The 16,522-nt window shown below is 71.5% G+C and carries 14 protein-coding genes and 1 pseudogene; 7 read left to right on the forward strand and 8 right to left on the reverse strand.

From position 1 onward, the window contains the following. Positions 1-24: 24 nt before the first annotated feature. Positions 25-978, reverse strand: coding sequence for a threonine ammonia-lyase (locus VGU03_RS08225; protein ID WP_327479901.1), 954 nt, complete (start codon positions 976-978; stop codon positions 25-27). Between the two features lie 114 nt (positions 979-1,092). Between VGU03_RS08225 and VGU03_RS08230 the strand changes: the two genes are divergently transcribed. Continuing rightward, complete coding sequence (locus VGU03_RS08230) at positions 1,093-1,572, forward strand: Lrp/AsnC family transcriptional regulator (protein ID WP_327479902.1); 480 nt, start codon at positions 1,093-1,095, stop codon at positions 1,570-1,572. A gap of 61 nt (positions 1,573-1,633) precedes the next feature. On the opposite strand, the gene VGU03_RS08235 is transcribed toward VGU03_RS08230, so the two are convergent. From VGU03_RS08235 to VGU03_RS08245, 3 genes and pseudogenes are all read right to left on the reverse strand, one after another. Continuing rightward, positions 1,634-5,032, reverse strand: a complete 3,399-nt coding sequence (locus tag VGU03_RS08235) for a glycosyltransferase (RefSeq protein ID WP_327479903.1) — start codon at positions 5,030-5,032, stop codon at positions 1,634-1,636. Between the two features lie 64 nt (positions 5,033-5,096). Further along, positions 5,097-5,336: pseudogene (locus VGU03_RS08240) on the reverse strand (DUF1615 family protein); the annotation flags it as partial. 87 nt (positions 5,337-5,423) lie between these two features. Continuing rightward, positions 5,424-5,966, reverse strand: a complete 543-nt coding sequence (locus VGU03_RS08245; protein ID WP_327479904.1) for a DUF4142 domain-containing protein — start codon at positions 5,964-5,966, stop codon at positions 5,424-5,426. A gap of 177 nt (positions 5,967-6,143) precedes the next feature. Here VGU03_RS08245 and VGU03_RS08250 point away from each other — a divergent pair, with 177 nt between their 5' ends. From VGU03_RS08250 to VGU03_RS08260, 3 genes are all read left to right on the forward strand, one after another. Further along, positions 6,144-7,862 carry an AsmA family protein gene (locus VGU03_RS08250; protein ID WP_327479905.1) on the forward strand — a complete coding sequence of 573 codons (1,719 nt, stop codon included), beginning with the start codon at positions 6,144-6,146 and terminating at the stop codon, positions 7,860-7,862. Between the two features lie 9 nt (positions 7,863-7,871). Continuing rightward, on the forward strand, positions 7,872-9,461 hold the full coding sequence (locus VGU03_RS08255) for a GMC family oxidoreductase (protein WP_327479906.1): 1,590 nt from the start codon (positions 7,872-7,874) through the stop codon (positions 9,459-9,461). A 128-nt stretch (positions 9,462-9,589) separates the two neighbouring features. Beyond that, entirely contained in the window at positions 9,590-10,039 is a 450-nt protein-coding gene (locus VGU03_RS08260) for a GNAT family N-acetyltransferase (RefSeq protein ID WP_327479907.1), read from the forward strand. Here the strand turns inward: VGU03_RS08260 and VGU03_RS08265 are convergent. Further along, complete coding sequence (locus VGU03_RS08265; protein WP_327479908.1) at positions 10,029-11,534, reverse strand: GGDEF domain-containing protein; 1,506 nt, start codon at positions 11,532-11,534, stop codon at positions 10,029-10,031. The genes VGU03_RS08260 and VGU03_RS08265 overlap by 11 nt on opposite strands. Before the next feature lie 186 nt (positions 11,535-11,720). Between VGU03_RS08265 and VGU03_RS08270 the strand changes: the two genes are divergently transcribed. Next, positions 11,721-12,305 carry a Maf family protein gene (locus VGU03_RS08270; protein WP_327479909.1) on the forward strand — a complete coding sequence of 195 codons (585 nt, stop codon included), beginning with the start codon at positions 11,721-11,723 and terminating at the stop codon, positions 12,303-12,305. A 25-nt stretch (positions 12,306-12,330) separates the two neighbouring features. On the opposite strand, the gene VGU03_RS08275 is transcribed toward VGU03_RS08270, so the two are convergent. Together VGU03_RS08275 and VGU03_RS08280 are read right to left on the reverse strand one after the other, a co-directional pair. Next, positions 12,331-13,125 (reverse strand): type II CAAX endopeptidase family protein, encoded by a 795-nt coding sequence (locus tag VGU03_RS08275; RefSeq protein WP_327479910.1) that lies wholly within the window; start codon positions 13,123-13,125, stop codon positions 12,331-12,333. A 79-nt stretch (positions 13,126-13,204) separates the two neighbouring features. After that, a complete protein-coding gene (locus VGU03_RS08280; RefSeq protein WP_327479911.1) occupies positions 13,205-13,600 on the reverse strand; it encodes an MAPEG family protein in 396 nt (131 codons plus the stop codon). Positions 13,601-13,711: 111 nt separating this feature from the next. Here VGU03_RS08280 and ypfJ point away from each other — a divergent pair, with 111 nt between their 5' ends. Beyond that, positions 13,712-14,566 (forward strand): KPN_02809 family neutral zinc metallopeptidase, encoded by an 855-nt coding sequence (ypfJ, locus tag VGU03_RS08285; protein WP_327479912.1) that lies wholly within the window; start codon positions 13,712-13,714, stop codon positions 14,564-14,566. 151 nt (positions 14,567-14,717) lie between these two features. Beyond that, positions 14,718-15,104 (forward strand): YkgJ family cysteine cluster protein, encoded by a 387-nt coding sequence (locus tag VGU03_RS08290; protein ID WP_327479913.1) that lies wholly within the window; start codon positions 14,718-14,720, stop codon positions 15,102-15,104. Positions 15,105-15,457: 353 nt separating this feature from the next. Here VGU03_RS08290 and VGU03_RS08295 read toward each other — a convergent pair whose 3' ends face one another. After that, a complete protein-coding gene (locus VGU03_RS08295) occupies positions 15,458-16,243 on the reverse strand; it encodes a class III extradiol ring-cleavage dioxygenase (protein WP_327479914.1) in 786 nt (261 codons plus the stop codon). Positions 16,244-16,522: the final 279 nt, after the last annotated feature.

A 16,522-nucleotide genomic window follows, 5' to 3' on the forward strand; every position in this document is an offset into this window, starting at 1 on the left:
GGGGACTCCGTCGAGGGGATGGGCTCAGCCGGCGAGCAGGCGCGCGCGCATCGGGCCGGAAAGGTTGGCGCCGGTGAGCACGGTCGCAACGCGCCGGCCGGCGTGATGCAGGGGCTGCGCCAGCACGGCTGCGACGCCGACGGCGCCGGCCGGTTCCACCTCATGGCCCAGGTGCCGATGGATCAGCCGCATGGCGTCGAAGATCTGCGACTCGGAGACCGCGACGGTGGCGTCGCAGCAGCTGCGCAGGTAATTGAGCGTGGCGGCGATCGGCGCGCGCACGGCGATGCCGTCGGCGATCGTGTCGGCGCGCGCGGTGGCGACCACGCGCCCGGCATCGAGCGAGAGCTTCATCGCCGGCGCGCCAGCGGTGACCGCGGCGATGATCCGCACGGTCGGCGCGAGCCGGCGCAGCACGGTCGCGATGCCGGCCAGCAGCGCGCCGTTGCCGAGCGGCACCACCACGGTGTCGACGTCGGCATCGCGCAGCAGCTCCAGAGCCATGGTGCCGGCGCCTTCGGCAATCGCTGCCTCGGCACCGTCTTCCACATAGCGCAGGTCGTCTTCGGCCGCATGGACACGCGCCGCGTCCTTGGCGGCGTCGAAATCGTCGCCCTCCAGCATCACCCGCGCGCCGAAGCGGCGCATCGCTTCGACTTTCACCGGGTTGGCGTCGCATGCCGCGAACACCGTGCAGGCATGGCCGCGCCGTGCCGCCGCGCGGGCGAGGCCCTGGCCGAAGTTGCCGGCGGACGCACAACACACCGCCTCGGCAGCTACCAGTTCGGTGGCGCAGAAGAGCTCCGCGCCGCGACCCTTGAACGATCCGATCGCATTGGCGAACTCGATCTTCGCGAGCAACCGGCAACCCAGCATGCGGTCGAGCGCACCGTCGCGGACCAGCGGCGTATCGAGGAAGAGCGGATCGATGTACCGGGCTGCCTGCGCGATGCGATCGAAGCGAGGGATGGTCGCCATGGGCCGGTCTTGCAGTGGGGACGGCTGATCATGCTAGGGTCCGCCCGCGCCGCCTGGCCGCATTCATTGCGGGCAAAACAGGATTTCTCCCCGACCTCCGAGGCATAGCCGCCGATGGCCATCGATCTGGACAAATTCGACCGCGGCATCCTCGCGATCATGCAGGCCGACGCGCGTCGATCGGCCGAGTCGATCGGCGCACAGGTCGGCCTGTCGGCCTCGGCCGTGCAGCGGCGGCTGGCCCGGTTGCGCGACGCTGGGGTGATCCGGGCCGAGGTCGCGCTGGTCGATCCGGCGTGTGCTGGACGGCCGCTGACCGTGATCGCCGATGTCGAGGTCGAGCGGGAGCGCCCCGAGCTGCAGCTTCGCCTCAAGCAGTGGATCGCTGCGGAGCCGGCGATCCAGGAGGCGTGGTACGTCACCGGCGAGGGTGACTACGTGCTGATCGTCGCCGTGCGCGACGTGCAGGCATACGAGGCCCTGATGCAGCGGCTGATGATCGAGAACGCCAACGTGCTGCGCTTCCGTACCCGCGTTGCGTTGGGGACGCTCAAGCGCGGGCTGGCGCTCTCGATGGAGGAGCCGGCGGCCTGACGGGCCACCGCACACGCGATGGCGGCCGGCCGAGGTCCGCCGGCTCGGCGGCCGCGCATCGCTACTCGTGCCCGTGCGCCTGCACCGTGGCCTTGCGCTCCTGCTTGCCCCAGCCCACCGACGGGCCGCGGATGGCCGTCCACACCGAGCGCACCACCACGTAGTACATCAGCTGGCGGTAGCCGAAGCGCTGCAGCACCATCCACCACAAGAGGCTCCATTTTTCCTTCTTCTCCATCGCGAAGGCGAGCGCGCCGGCGGCGAGGTCCACGGCCATGAACACGGCGTAGAAGACCGCCATCTTCTCCAGGTTGTCGTAGTTGAATTGCGCGCGGTGCTGCAGGTAGTCCAGCCCGGTGGCGATCAGTTGCCAGAGCATCAGCAGGTCGACCAGCGGCGAGACCACCGAGAAGACGATCTGGAACAGCCAAACCTGCGGCAGCGCGACCAGGCCCAGCGCACCGTAGCGCGGGTTAAAGGTGGCGCGGCGGTGCTTCCACAGGCACTGCAGCGTGCCGAAGGCCCAGCGGAAGCGCTGGCGGGCGAGACCGCGCACGGTGTCGGGCGCCTCGGTCCAGGCCACTGCCGTGCTGTCGAACAAGGCCGTATAGCCGGCCATCTGCACGGCCAGGGTGAGGTCCTGGTCCTCCGCCAGGGTGTCGCCGGGGAAGCCGCCGAGCGCCTCCAGCGCGGTGCGCCGCCAGGCGCCCACGGCGCCCGGGACCACGGTGATGGTGCCCAGCGCCGCCAGCGCACGGCGTTCCAGGTTCTGCGCGGTGATGTATTCCAGCGCCTGCCACAGCGTGATCAGGTTGATGCGGTTGCCGACCTTGGCGTTGCCCGCCACCGCGCCGACCTTGGGATCGGCGAACCAGCGCACCAGCCGCGCGATGGTGTGCGGTTCGAACTGCGTGTCGGCGTCCAGCGCCACCACCACCTCGCCGCGCGAGGCGCGCAACGCGGTGTTCACTGCGTTGGCCTTGCCGCCGTTGGGGATGCGGATCAGCTTCACGCGCGGTTCGCCGGCGAACTGGCGCTGGACCACCTCGGCGGTGGCGTCGGTGGAGCCGTCGTCGACCACCACCACTTCCAGGTCGACGTGCTTGCTCTTGAGGATGCGGCCGATGGAGCTGGCGATCACCTTCTCCTCGTTGAAGGCCGGGATCAGCACCGATACGCGCGGCGCGAAGTCGCCGGCCGGCGCATGGCGGCGCCGGTCGCGGATCCAGTTGGCGATCGCCAGGCCGCCGAGCACCAGCAGCCGCGCCACGCCCAGCAGCACGGCGGTGATGAACAGCCAGCGCAGGAAATGGCCGAACCAGCCCAGCGTCAGGAACACCGAACGGTCGGCCCAGCGCGCCAGCGAACCGGGCGGCAGCGGCGGCATGGCCTGGTCGCGGCTCAGGCCGGCCAGCTGCGACACGGTGACGAACTGGTAGCCCTGCGCGCGCAGCCCGTCGATGATGCGCGGCAGCGCCGCCACCGTCTGCGAGCGCTCGCCGCCGCCGTCGTGCAGCAAGACCACGCGGCTCTGCCGATCCACGCTCTGGTGGGCGACCTGCGCCAGCACGCTGTCGACGATCCGGTCGGCCGGCAGCCGCTGCCAGTCGTCCGGGTCGATGTGCAGGCCGACCGAGATGTAGCCCATGTTCTGGGCAATCTGGATCGGCACCAGTTCGTCGGCGGTGGTCGGTTCGGCGTCGCCGAAGTAGGGCGCGCGGAACAGCCGCATCGAGCGGCCGGTGAGCGCCTCGAACAGTCGCTGCGTCGCGTTGAGCTCGAGCGACACCAGCCCCGGCGGCATTTCGCCGAGGTTGGGGTGGGTGAAGGTGTGGTTGCCGACGTCGTGGCCTTCGTCGATCTCGCGCTGCACCAGCCGGGGCGACATCTCGGCCGCCTCGCCGATGATGAAGAAGGTGGCCGGGACATGCTTGGCCTTGAGGATGTCCAGGATCTGCGGCGTCCACTCCGCGTCCGGGCCGTCGTCGAAGGTCAATGCAATCTCCTTGGGCGCGGTGCCCACGCGCTGGATCACGTAGGAGCTGGGCAGCGCCGTGTAGTGCTCGTCGTCGACGCTGCCGTCGTCCTTGTCCAGCTCGAGGCTGCGCGTGCCGGGCGAGGGCGTGGAGGCGATCTGCAGCACCTCGCCCTGGCCCTCGATGTCGATGTCCTGGCCGGCGTCGATCGATTGCAGTTCCTTCGGCGCGGGCGCGTCATACGGACGGCCGAGCACCGACCAGATCGACGGGTCTTCCGAGCCCAGGCGCCACACCGCGTAGCCCCAGGGCTTGTAGCCGTCGGCCGCGTGCACCTGGTTGAAGGCGGTGGCGCCGTCGAGGAACCACACCTGGTGCTCGGTGCCGTCGTCCTCGCTGTAGGAGTAGTGCGGGTTCTCGCTGTCGGCGTCGAACTCGATGCTGGCCTGCGAATCCTTGGCGCGGTCCATCGCGTCCTGGAACGTCAGCGCCTCGGCGGTCCGGCCGGTCGCCCAGTCGTAGCCGTAGCTGCCCAGCGCGACCAGGGTCTGGTCCGGGTCCAGCTCCTTCATGCGCTTGTCCAGGGTCTGCTCGAACCACTCCTGGCCGGCGATGCTGCCCGGGTCCTTGCCGGCCCAGTGCTGGTCGTAGGCCATCAGCAGCTCGAAGTCGACGATGTCGGCGAAGCCCTTGTAGTCCCAGCTCTCGTCGTCGAACGGCACCGACAGCACGATGCCCCAGCCGTGCGGCGCGAAGGCGTCGGACAGTTCGCCGAGGAAGGTCTTGAAGTCCGCCTGTGCCTCCGGCGGCACTTCCTCGAAGTCCACCGTGATGCCCTGGAAATGGTAGGCGGCCAGGAAGCCGACGATCTCGCTGATGCGCGCCTGGCGGCGCGCGGGGTCGGCCAGCAGCTTGGCCAGGCCGGCGCCGTCCCACTGCATGTTCGCCGCGTTCTGCAGCAGCGGCAGGATCGGCATGGAGGGCTTGTTGCGGCGGATCAGGTTCAGCGCCTTGGCGTCGACCGCCGTGTGCAGCGCCATGTCCGGGCCGCTCACGCTGAGCCAGGAGGGGATCACCCAGTCCAGCGTCGGCAGCGCACGCTTGAGCGCGGGGTAGCTGCTGTCGTCCCAGTTGACGTAGAAGCCGATCGCCAGCGGGCGGTCGCTGGGCCGGTCCAGCGACGGCGGCGGCGTGTGCGCCTGGCCGGTGCGGGTGATCGTGCGGCGGTGAAGCTGGCGCTCGCGTGCGCGCACCTCGGCGGCGAGCTTCTCGGCCGGCCGCACCAATTGCGGTGCCGCGGCCTTGGCGTGCAGCCCGTGCTCGTGCCGGCCCAGGCTCAGCACGCCCAGGCTCGGCCCCACGAACAGGCTCACCGCGCAGGCGACCACCAGCAAGGTGCTGACCACGGCCAGCGCCAGGCCGAAGCGCGAGACGCGGCTGGCGCGGCGGCCCGTGGGGTCATAGAAGATCGGTTTCCTGTGCATGCCTGCTCGCGGGCCAACGTAGGGGGGCAGTGCAAATTGTCGCCGCAAACCGGTGAACTGTGGCCTAGCAATTGCACGCCGCCGGGACACGGCCGCTCAGCCGCCGCGCGCCTGCGCCAGGCGGCGCTGGTAGCGGCCGTCGACGGTGGGCGAACCCGGCGGTGGTGAGCTTGCGGGTGATCCTGGGGCTTTCCAGCCGGATCTGCGGCAGCATCGCCCGCGACAGCGGCTTGCCCGCGCTTCGCTCGGCGAGCTCGTACACGCGCCGGTACAGGTCGGTGCGGGCGAAGTCCGGGCTTTCGCCCCGGGGCGACCGCGTCACCAGCCGGGGCCGCGGCGATCGGTGCAGCGACGGCGGGGCATACGGCCGGCCCTGCCTGGCCGCCACCGGTCAGCCGCCGCTCAAGGCGCGCGCGCCCTCCAGGTGCTCGCGCAGCAGCGGCAGCGCCTCGCGCGCGATCTTCCGCAGCGACGGGTTGTGCTCGTCCTTCGCGGCGCGCTCGTACAGCGGAATGATCTGCTGGTGCTCCCTGACCATCATGCCGGCGAAGGCCTTGTCCATCGCGTCCCCCTTCAGGTTCTGCAACTGCAGCTTGTCCTCGGTGACGTCGCGGTTGGGGATGCCGTGCGCCTGGCCCTGTGCCTTGCGGGCGACGGTGACATTGGTGAACTTGCGGTTGAGCGCCTTGTGGTCGTCGATGATGCGCCGGGCGAGCGCACGCACCTTGGGCGACTGCGAGCGATCCAGCGCCACCTGCGCCAGCGTGATCTGCATCGAGTTGTCGGCGGTGGCCTTGGCGACGAAGGCCTGTTCGGCGGCGTCGAGCGGGGCCGGCGTATCCGCGGCGCGGATCGGCGGCGCCGCGGCGAGCAGCCCCAGGCCCATGCACAACGCGATGCGGGCTGCGAAGGTGGTGGCGAAGAACGGGTTCATGGCGCGATTCCGGGGGCGGGAAACCCGACGCTAGCCGCGGCGCCGGCAACGGCGGCTCTAGGAGCCGTGAAAGCGGGGCCGACGCGGGCGCACACCACGCCGCGGCCGGCGCCGGTCACCCGCGCTAGTATCCCCAAGGTCCGGCCCGTGCGCCGCCGATCCCTCGGAGTAGCGACCATGAAACGCCTGCTGATCGGTGTCCTCGCCGTCGTGCTCGTTCTGGTGGTGCTGGTGGTCGGCGCCTTGCTGCTGGTGGACGCGGACCATTTCCGGCCGCAGGTGCAGGCCTCGTTGGGCAAGGCGCTGGGGCGCGACGTCGCGATCGGCAAGCTGCGCATGTCGGTGTGGTCCGGCTCGCTCGACGCCGACGACATCCGCATCGGCGAGGACCCCGCGTTCGGCCAGCAGCCTTTCGTCACCGCACGCTCGCTGCAGTTGGGCGTGCGCCTGTGGCCCTTGCTCCTGCATCGGCAGTTGCACGTGACCTCGCTCACGCTGGAGCAGCCGCAGGTGCGCCTGCTGCAGGACCGCAACGGCCACTGGAACTTCGCGCGGCTCGGCGGCGGCGAGGCCACGCATGCGCCGGCGGCGTCCACCGCGCCGTCGGCCGCGCCGGCCTTTACCGTCGACCGGCTGCGCATCGACGGCGGCAGCATCGAACTGCGCGGCAGCGCGGGCGACGTGCGCACCTACAGCCAACTGCGCCTGAGCGCCGATCATGTCGGCACGCAGGCGGCGTTTCCGTTCAAGCTCGGCGCGGCGCTGGCCGGCGGCGGCACGCTGGCGCTGGAGGGCACGCTCGGGCCGTGGAACGCCGGCAATGCGCTGCTGACGCCGGTCGACGCGCACCTGGCGATGCACGACCTGGACCTGGTCGGCGCTGGTCTGATGGCGCGCGGCGGCGGGGTCGGCGGCGTGCTCGACCTGGACGGCCAGCTTGCCTCGGCCGAGGGCGCGCTCACCACGAAGGGCCGCATCGAGGCGCGCAAGCTGCAACTGGTGAAGGCCGGTTCGCCCTCGCCGCAGCCGCTGCGGATCGACTACCAGGCGCGCTACCGGCTGACCGGCGGCACCGGCCAGATCGACTCGGCGACGCTGGCCACCGGCAAGGCGCAACTGGCGATCACCGGTGGCATCGACAACCGCCCGGCGGTCATGCACCTGGACCTGCGCGTGGCGGGCAAACAGCAGCCGGTGGACGATCTGGAGCCGCTGCTGCCGGTGTTCGGCGTGGTGCTGCCAAAGGATTCGCGCCTGAGCGGCGGCATCGCGAGCATGGACCTCACCGTGCGCGGCCCGCTGGATGCGCTGGTGATCCGCGGCCCGGTGTCGCTGGACGACACGCGGTTGGCCGGCTACAGCCTGGGCGCCAAGCTCGGCGGCGCGCTGGCGCTGGCCGGCATCAGCGCGCCGAGGGACACGGTGATCCGCCACGCGGAAGCTGCGCTCACGATCTCGCCCGCCGGCATCCAGGCCGATCCGGCCAGCGCGCAGATCGCGCAACTGGGCAGCATGACCGGCAAGGGCGGCATGGCCGCCGACGGCCGGCTCGACTTCCGCATGCTGGTCAAGCTGGACCAGGCGATCGCCGGCGGCGCCGCCGGCGGCCAGGGCCTGGCCGGTCTGCTCGGCCACTCCAAGGCCGGCCGCGTGTTCGGCGGCGTGCTGGGCGGCGTCAGCGAGCAAGGCGTCGGCGTGCGCGTGGGCGGCACCGCCAGCGCGCCAAGCTTCCAGCTCGATCCGGCCGCGGCGACGGGCCTGCTCAAGGCCGGCCTGGGTGGCGCGGAGCCCAAGCCTGCCGCCGCGCAACCGGCGGAAGCCGGCAAGCAAGGGATGTTGAACGACCTGCTGCAAAACGTGCTCAAGCCCAAGCCGAAGCAGCCGGCCGGCCACTGACAGGCCTGCATGTCCAGCCAGCACACCGCCGATTTCATCGTCGTCGGCGCCGGCCCCGCCGGTTGCGCGGTGGCGGCGCGACTGGCCGATTCGCCCGGCGCGCCATCGGTGCTGCTCGTCGAGACCGGCCCGGCCACGCCTTCGTGGCTGAGCCGCGTGCCGATCGGCATCGCGGCGCTGGTGCCTTTCCGCGGCCGCCACAACTACGCCTACCAGACCGTGCCCCAGGCGCAACTGGATGGCCGCCGCGGCTACGTCCCGCGTGGACGCGGCGTCGGCGGCAGCAGCCTGATCAACGCAATGATCTGCACGCGCGGCCAGCCGCAGGACTATGACGGTTGGGCCGCGCTGGGCTGCGCCGGCTGGGCCTGGCGCGACGTGCTTCCGGTGTTCCGCCGCATCGAGGACAACGCGCGCGGCGCGAACGAGTGGCATGGCGTCGGCGGCCCGCTGACGGTGGACGACCTGCGTTCGCCCAGCCCGCTCAGCCGCGCTTTCGTCGAGGCCGCCGTGCAGTGCGGTTACCCGCGCAATGACGACTTCAACGGTCCGCGCCAGGAGGGCGTGGGCCTGTACCAGGTGTACCAGCGCGACGGCCGCCGCCTCGACGCGGGCCGTGCCTATCTCGACCAGCCGCGGCCCAACCTGCGCGTGCTGGCGGGCCGGCCGGCGCGGCGCATCCTGTTCGAAGGGCGACGCGCGATCGGCGTGCAAATCGCGGGTCGCGCGTGGCGGGCGCGGCGCGAGGTGATCGTCTGTGCCGGCGCGATCGGCTCGCCGCAGCTGCTGATGCTTTCCGGCATCGGCCCGGCCGCGCACCTGCGCGAGCTGGGCATCGCCGTGCTGCACGACGCGCCGGAGGTGGGCGAGCACCTGCAGGACCACATCGACTACACGGTCAACCTGCGCCTGCACGCGCCCGGCCTGATCGGCAGCAACCCGGCGACGATCCTGCGCATCGCCCGCAGCGTCGGCGCCTACCGCGCCCGCGGCGAGGGCATGCTGACCAGCAACGCCGCCGAAGCGGGCGGCTTCATCAGGAGCCGCGCGGAGCTGGACCGGCCGGACCTGCAACTGCATTTCTGCATCGGCATGGTCGACGACCACAACCGCCGCATGCACCTGTCCAGCGGCATGGCGGTGCATGTCTGCGTGCTGCGTCCGGCCAGCCGGGGCCGGGTGCGGCTCGCCGGCGCCGACGCCGCCTGCGCGCCGCTGATCGATCCGAACTTCCTCTCGGCGCCGCAGGACATGGCTCTGCTGCTGGAGGGCGCGCGCATCGTGCAGCGCATCCTCGCCGCGCCGGCGCTTGCCGCCTACCGGGGCCGCCCGCTGCACGGCACCGGCACGGAAGACGACGACGGACTGCGCGCGCTGATCCGCGCGCATGCCGACACCATCTATCACCCGGTCGGCAGCTGCCGCATGGGCGCCGACGCGCGGGCCGTGGTCGATCCGCGCCTGCGCGTGCGCGGCGTCGACGGCTTGCGGGTGGCCGACGCTTCGGTGATGCCGGCGCTGATCAGCGGCAACACCCAGGCGCCGGCGGCCATGATCGGCGAGCGCGCCGCGGCGTTCGTGCTCGAGGAACTGCGCTGAAGCAGGCGGGGTGCACCCGACGCGGCACGCTCGCGGATGAGGCCTGGCCTGGCGGCGGACGCGCGCCGGCTTGTGCGCCGGCGTGCGGGCCGATACGTTCGCACTTCCCGCCCTATTTCGGAGCTCCCATGCCTTTCCAGGTCCGCCAGGCCACGGTGCACGACCTCGACGCGCTGGTGCCCTTGTTCGACGGCTACCGGCAGTTCTACGGCAAGCCGTCCGATCCGGACGGCGCGCGGGCGTTCCTCGGCGCGCGCTTCGCCCACCAGCAATCGCTGATCCTGCTGGCCTGCGACGCGCAGGGAGCGGGCCTGGGCTTCACCCAGCTCTACCCGCTGTTTTCCTCGGTGCGGATGGTGCGCACCTGGCTGTTGAACGATCTGTTCGTGGCCGCGTCGGCGCGCCGTCAGGGAGTGGCCGCCGCCCTGTTGCACGAGGCGACGGCGATGGCGCGCGCACTGGGCGCGGCCAGCCTGTCGCTCTCCACCGCGCTGGACAACGCGCCGGCGCAGGCGCTCTACGAATCGCTGGGCTGGCAGCGCGACCGGCAATTCTGCGAGTACAGCCTCACGCTTTGACCGGAGGCCCGGCGGGCAGCGCCGCGCCGACGCAACGGACCTGGTTGCGCCCGCCGCGCTTGGCCTCGTAGAGGGCGTCGTCCGCCGCGCGCAGCAGCTTTTCGCTGGCCAGCGAAGTGCCCGCGGCCATGACGGCGAGTCCGGCGCTGATGGTCACCACGCCGTGGCCGGCGTTGAGGTGCCGGATCTGCAGCGACTCGATGTGCGCGCGCAGCCGTTCCATCACCGCTTCGGCCGCCGGCGCGTCCAGCCCGCTGAGCAGCACCACGAATTCCTCGCCGCCGTAGCGCGCGACCACCACGCCGGGCTGCATGCCGGCCTCCGCGCGCAGGGCATGCGCCACCAGCGACAGGCAATCGTCGCCGGCCAGGTGTCCATAGGTGTCGTTGAAGGTCTTGAAGTGATCCACGTCGACCACCGCGATGGCGAAGGGCCGGCGCGCGCGCACGGCGACCTGCCAGGCGCGCCGCAGCACCTGGCGCAGGCCGGCGCGGTTGAGCAGGCCGGTCAGCTCGTCGCGCACGCTCTTGTGGTGCAGGTCGCGGCGCAGGTTGCGCAGTTCCTCTTCCACCGCCTGGTGGTAGCCCAGCAGCACGGTGGTGCGCACGCCGTAGGCGGCCACCGCCAGGAGCAGCGCGCCCATCGCCAGCGGCCGGTCGCGGCCGAGCTGGGCGAAGCCGAGCAGGCACAGCGCCAGGCTGAGCATCAGCGGGGCTAGGCTGGCGGCCGCCTGGCGGGTGCGCCGCGAGGGCTGGTAGCCGCGCAGCCACACGGTGTTGCGGCGGCTCAGCATCACTCCGAGCGCGACGAAGGGCAGCCCCAGCAGCCATTCGGGCAGCCACGACTCGCTCAGCAGGATGAAGCGGTTGTGGATGGCCGGCAGCAGCGCGTCCACCCATGCGAAGGCGGCCAGCACGAAATGGAAGCGCCGCTCGTCCGCGCGTCGGGCGGCGACGAAGCGCAGGGTCGCGAACAAGGCCACGAACAGGCCCATCGCGTCGAACAGCCACATGACGTAGCGCGCGCTGGTGGGTGACGCCGGCTCGGCCGTCAGCAGCCCGTGCAGCATCAGGTAGAACAGGCCGACGATGGCGCAGGCCAGCACGCCGTCGATGGCGGTGGTCGCGCGGCGCATCGGCGTCAGCGGGTTGTAGGCCGCCGCGGCGATCAGGGCGAAGCTGCCGAGGCAGAAGTAGAAAGTCGGATCGAAGGCGGTCAACGTGCCTTGCGGGTTGTGCAGCGCGTCGGTGAGCAGCAGGGCGAAGGCGGCGCCCTGGGCGAGCAGCGCGCCCAGCAGCAGGCTCCACAGCGGCCGGTTGTGGCTGACGCCCAGGCGCATCCGGCGCCAGCACAGCAGCGCGGTGAACGCGAGCATGGTAAGCACGCAGGCGTAGCTCCAGGCCAGGATCGAACCCGCGCCGGCGAACAGCAGCACGCCCAGGTGGCCGAGCAGAAGCGGCGCGTAGATCTTCGGCGTCCAGCTCTGTACTTTCACGCGAGGGTCCCGGCGTCTGTGCGCGGACCGAACGCCGCGTGTTGCCCGGCGGGTACCGGGGCCGGCCCGATTGTGCGGACCGGCGCCGGCCGGCACAACGCCCGCACGGCGGTATGGCCTGCCCGGTCACGGCGAGGGCGTGCGCGCCTGCCGCTATGCTGAGCGCCCGTCCGGCCCGGCCTTGCCATGCTCTATCTCGCCTCGAAGTCACCCCGCCGCCGCCAGTTGCTGCAGCAGCTCGGTTTCGCTCCGGTCGTGCTCGATGTGGACGTGCCCGAGATGCGCGGCGCGGCCGAGTCGCCGCAGGACTACGTCAGCCGCGTCGCCCGCGACAAGGCGCAGGCGGGGCTGGACGCGGTCGGCCAGGCGAACGGCCAGGCCATGGGCGCGGTGGTGCTCGGCTCCGATACCGAGGTCGTGCTGGACGAGGAGGTGTTCGGCAAGCCCGCCGATGCGGCGCAGGCGGCCGACATGCTGCGTCGTCTCTCGGGGCGCACCCACCGGGTGATCTCGGCCGTGTGGGGCCTGGACGCCGCGCGGGCGCATGGCGAACTGTGTATTTCGCAGGTCCGTTTCGCGCCGCTGGACGAAGCCGCCATCGCCGCCTACGTGGCCACCGGCGAACCCTTCGGCAAGGCGGGAGCCTATGCGATCCAGGGCCGTGGCGCCGCGCTGGTCGAGCACCTGGAAGGCAGCTATTCCGGCGTGATGGGCTTGCCGTTGTTCGAAACCGCGCGCCTGCTGCGCGGTTTCGGCATGCAGCCAGGCTGAGTCCGGACCGCGAGACCGGGTTCGTTCAACCGGAGGACGAGGCCACGAACCACGCCGTCACCGCCAGCAGGTTGTTCACGCCGTGGGCCACCACGGCGGGCCACAGCGAACCCGAACGCAGGCGCAGCCAGGCGAGCGTGGCGGCGAGCAGCGCAAGGTTGGGCACGGCATACCAGAGGAAGCCCAGGTCGGGCAGGTGCACGCAGGCGAACAGCAGCGAGCTGATCGCCACCGCCCAGCCGGTGTGCATGCGCCGCAGCAGCGCCGAGAGCAGGGCGCCGCGGAACAGCAGTTCCTCCACCAGCGGTCCCAGGCTGACCACCACCAGCGCCATCGGCAGGCGCAGCGCCAGCGAGGCGGCGCCGCCGATCTGTTTGACGTCCTGGGTGACCTCGTGGCCGTGCGCGAGCCAGTGGGTCAGCCAGCCGCCGGCGATCGGCAAGGCCAGGCCGAGCACCACCGCCGCCAGGTAGAACGCCGGGCGACCTGGCTGGGTCAGCCCCAGGCCGGGTGGCGCGCCGTGAGCCCAGGCGGCCGGCCACAGCCGTCGCACCAGCACCACGGTCACGCTGGCGGCCAGCAGCAGGGTCAGGATCACCATCAGCGCATTGGTGTCCGGTTGCGCCAACGCCGCCTTGATGCGCGAAGCGACACTTGCCGGACCGGTGCCGGACATGCCCAGGGCGAAGCCCAGCCCCAGCCCCACCAGCCCGCTGGCCAGGAACTGCAGCGCGAAATACAGGACGATCATGCCGACGGCGCTGCCCAGGTGCGGCAGGCGCGCGTCGTGCAGCGAGGGGTGGAGATGGCGGGAGGGCATCGGCCGGGCAAACCTGCGTGGAAAGGACGGGCGTCGGCCGGTGGCCGCTGCGGCCGTGCGAGGCACGGCGCGGTCGGGGTCAGCCGGCGAGCAAGGCACGGCCCAGGCCTAACGCGGCCATGACCAGCGTCGCCGCCCACCCGGCCATGCCCAGAACGAACCCGCCAACGCGCTTGCCGGCCTCCTGCAGGTAGGCCAGTGCATACCAGATCCGCCCGGCCAGCCAGACCAGCCCCGCGATGCCGGCCCAGAAAGCGAAACCGTAGCTTGCGGCCAGCCACAGCGTCGGCAGGAACAGCATCGCCGCCTCCAGGGTGTTCATCTGCACGCGGAAGGCGCGCTCGAAGGCCGGATGGCCGCTGGTCGCGGGCGCCGCTATGCCATAGCGTCCGCGCGCCCGGCCCACCGCGAAGGCGGTGCCGAACAAGAGCAGCATGGCGAGCAGGGTGACCAGGGCGGGCAGGTGCTGGGTCATGGCATCGATCGCAAGGGATGGAACGCCTACTGTAGCGGCTGTGCACGTGCGGGAGACGACCGGTGCGTATGCTCGGGCCGTCGCGCTGCGGCGCACGGCGAGGCGTATGGCATGGATTGGCAGAAGGGCGAGCGTAGCCAGAACGTTGAAATCGACAGTGGCCGCGGCGGCGGCGGTTTCGGCGGCGGGCGCGGGCTGGGCCTCGGCGGCCTGATCGTGCTGGCGATCCTGGGCTGGGTGTTCTTCAAGGACCCGACCGCGCTGCTGGACCAGGGCGGGCAGCCCGGCCAGGGCGCGCCCACCGGGCAGGTGGCCCAGGTCGACCCGCAGCAGCGCGACTTCGTCAGCGCGATCCTGGGTTCCACCGAGAAGACCTGGGGCGACCTCTTCGCCGCCAACGGCCGTCAGTACGCGGACCCCAAGCTGGAGCTGTTCAGTGGCGGCGTGCGCACCGCCTGCGGCCTGGCCTCCACCGCGGTCGGGCCGTTCTATTGCCCGGGCGACGAAAAGATCTATCTGGACCTTTCCTTCTTCCAGGAACTGAAGGACCGCTTCGGCGCGGCGGGCGACTTCGCCCGCGCCTACGTGATCGCGCACGAGGTGGGCCACCACGTGCAGAAGCAGCTGGGCGTGTTCGACCAGGTGCAGCGGGCGCGCGAGCAGGGCGCACCGATGGAGGGCGCCAACGGCCTGTCGGTGCGCCAGGAACTGCAGGCCGACTGCTTCGCCGGCGTGTGGGCCAACCGCAGCGAGCAGCGCCTGCACTGGCTGCAACCGGGCGACGTGGAGCAGGCGCTGACCGCCGCCAGCCAGATCGGCGACGACACGCTGCAGCGCGAGACGCAGGGCAACGTGGTGCCCGATTCGTTCACCCACGGCACCTCGGCGCAGCGGGTGAAGTGGTTCAAGGCCGGATTGCAGAGCGGGCAGGTGTCCAGTTGCGACACGTTCGCCGGAGCGCTGTGACGGCCAGCCGATCCTTCGCTCTGCCGTGGCTGCTGATAGATCAGATGACATTCCGGCGGCGGCCGCGGCCGTTGCGCATCTTCCACGCGCCTGCAACGCGCCCTAGAATCCGTGAGCTGCGCGCCTCGGGGTGCGCCCCGCCTTGCCTCCCATGGTTCATCCCTGCCTGCGTTGTGGCGCCTGCTGCGCCTTTTTCCGGATCGCCTTCCATTGGTCCGAGACCGACCCTTCCCTGGGCGGCACGGTGCCGGCCGAGCTCACCGAGAAGCTCGACCCGCACCGCGTCGTCATGCGCGGCACGCAGTCCAAGCAGCCGCGCTGCATCGCGCTCAAGGGCACCATCGGCGAGGCGGCCTACTGCGGCATCCACCCGATCAAGCCCTCGGTGTGCCGCGAAGTGGAACCGTCCTGGGAGTTCGGCCGGCACAGCCCGCAGTGCGACAAGGGGCGCATCGCCCACGGGCTCGCACCGCTGACGCCCGAGGACTGGCTCGATCCCTCGAACGACGACTCGCCGCCGCTGCCGCAGCGCGCCTGACCGGCAAGCTTCAGCGCGCGCCGGCGTCGTCGCGGAAATCGCGCATGAACTGCTCCAGTTCGCCTGGCTCGACGTCAGACACCGCGATGAAGCGCATGCCGCCATCGCTCCAGCCCAGCGCCGTATAGCCGTGCTGTGGACGGTTTCAGGCGGCGTGCAGCGGTCCGTCGTCGGGGCCATTGGAACAGGTTGATCACATGCAGGCGCCAGTAGACCCGCGCGGCGACGGTGCGGCCGCCGATCCGTCGCGCAGCTTTCATGCTGCGCTTGCCTTGCGGCAGGACCTTCGATTCATACCGTCGCCCCTACGCAGCGTGCCCGGTTTGGACATCCACCTCAATCCGATTCGCGCATCATCCTTCGAAGCGGTAGATGTCCATCGCAAGAATGCCGTGGTCGACGCCCGCCTCGATGCGCTGCGCACGCGGATGCGGGCCGGCGGCGCCCAGCGCCACGAACAGCGGCAGCAGGTGCTCGTCGGTCGGATGGGCGCGCTGGGCGAACGGCGCCTGGCGGCGGTAATCGAGCAGTGCCTCCAGCTCGCCGGCGGCCAGGCGCTGCTCCACCCAGTCGACGAACGGGCGCACGTAGGGCGCCTCGCGCTCGGCGCCGTAGCCCATGCGCAGATCGCCCAGATTGTGGGTGATGCTGCCCGAGCCGATCACCAGCACGCCGTCCTCGCGCAGCGGTGCCAGCGCACGGCCCAAGGCCAGGTGATGCGCCGGGCCTTGCGCGTGCTGGATCGAGATCGGCACCACGGGAATGTCTGCCTCAGGGTAGAGCAGGCGCAGCGGCACCCAGGCACCGTGGTCCAGCCCGTGCCACGAGTCCAGCGTGGCGGCCAGGCCGGCCTGCGAGATCAGTTCCACCACCCGTGCGGCCAGCGTGGGGGCGCCGGGCGCCGGGTAGCGGATCTCGTAGAGCGCTGGCGGAAAGCCGAAGAAATCGTGCACCGTCTTCGGCGCCTGCGCGCCGCCGACCTGCGGCTGGGCGGAAAGCCAGTGCGCCGTGGCGATCACGATGGCCCGCGGTCGCGGCAGCGCCGCCGCCAGGCCGGACAGGCGCTCTCGCACCCGGCCCGGCTGCAGCGCCGTCATCGGCGAACCGTGGGAGATGTAGAGGCTGGGAAGGGTGACCATGCCGGTGCTCCTGGACTGGCTATGCTGCGACAGGGGACGCGTGGCGCGGCTCCGGGGCGGCGGCCGGCGCCCCGTCGCGGATGGCCCTGGCCGGCGCCTCCAGCCGCGCAATTTCGCGGGTGGCAGGCCGGCGGTGCGGGTCGCCAGGTCGGTCGGATGCTCGGGCGGCGCCCGGAGGGAGGCATGCGGGGTCTCGCTGGATGGAATGCGCATGATACGTCCAGGGCAGGCGGGTCGCGGGTCGGACCTGCCGCAGTGCGCCCGGCTGGCGTGAGTCTG

Source organism: Frateuria sp. (assembly GCF_035944355.1).
Taxonomy (GTDB): domain Bacteria; phylum Pseudomonadota; class Gammaproteobacteria; order Xanthomonadales; family Rhodanobacteraceae; genus Frateuria_A.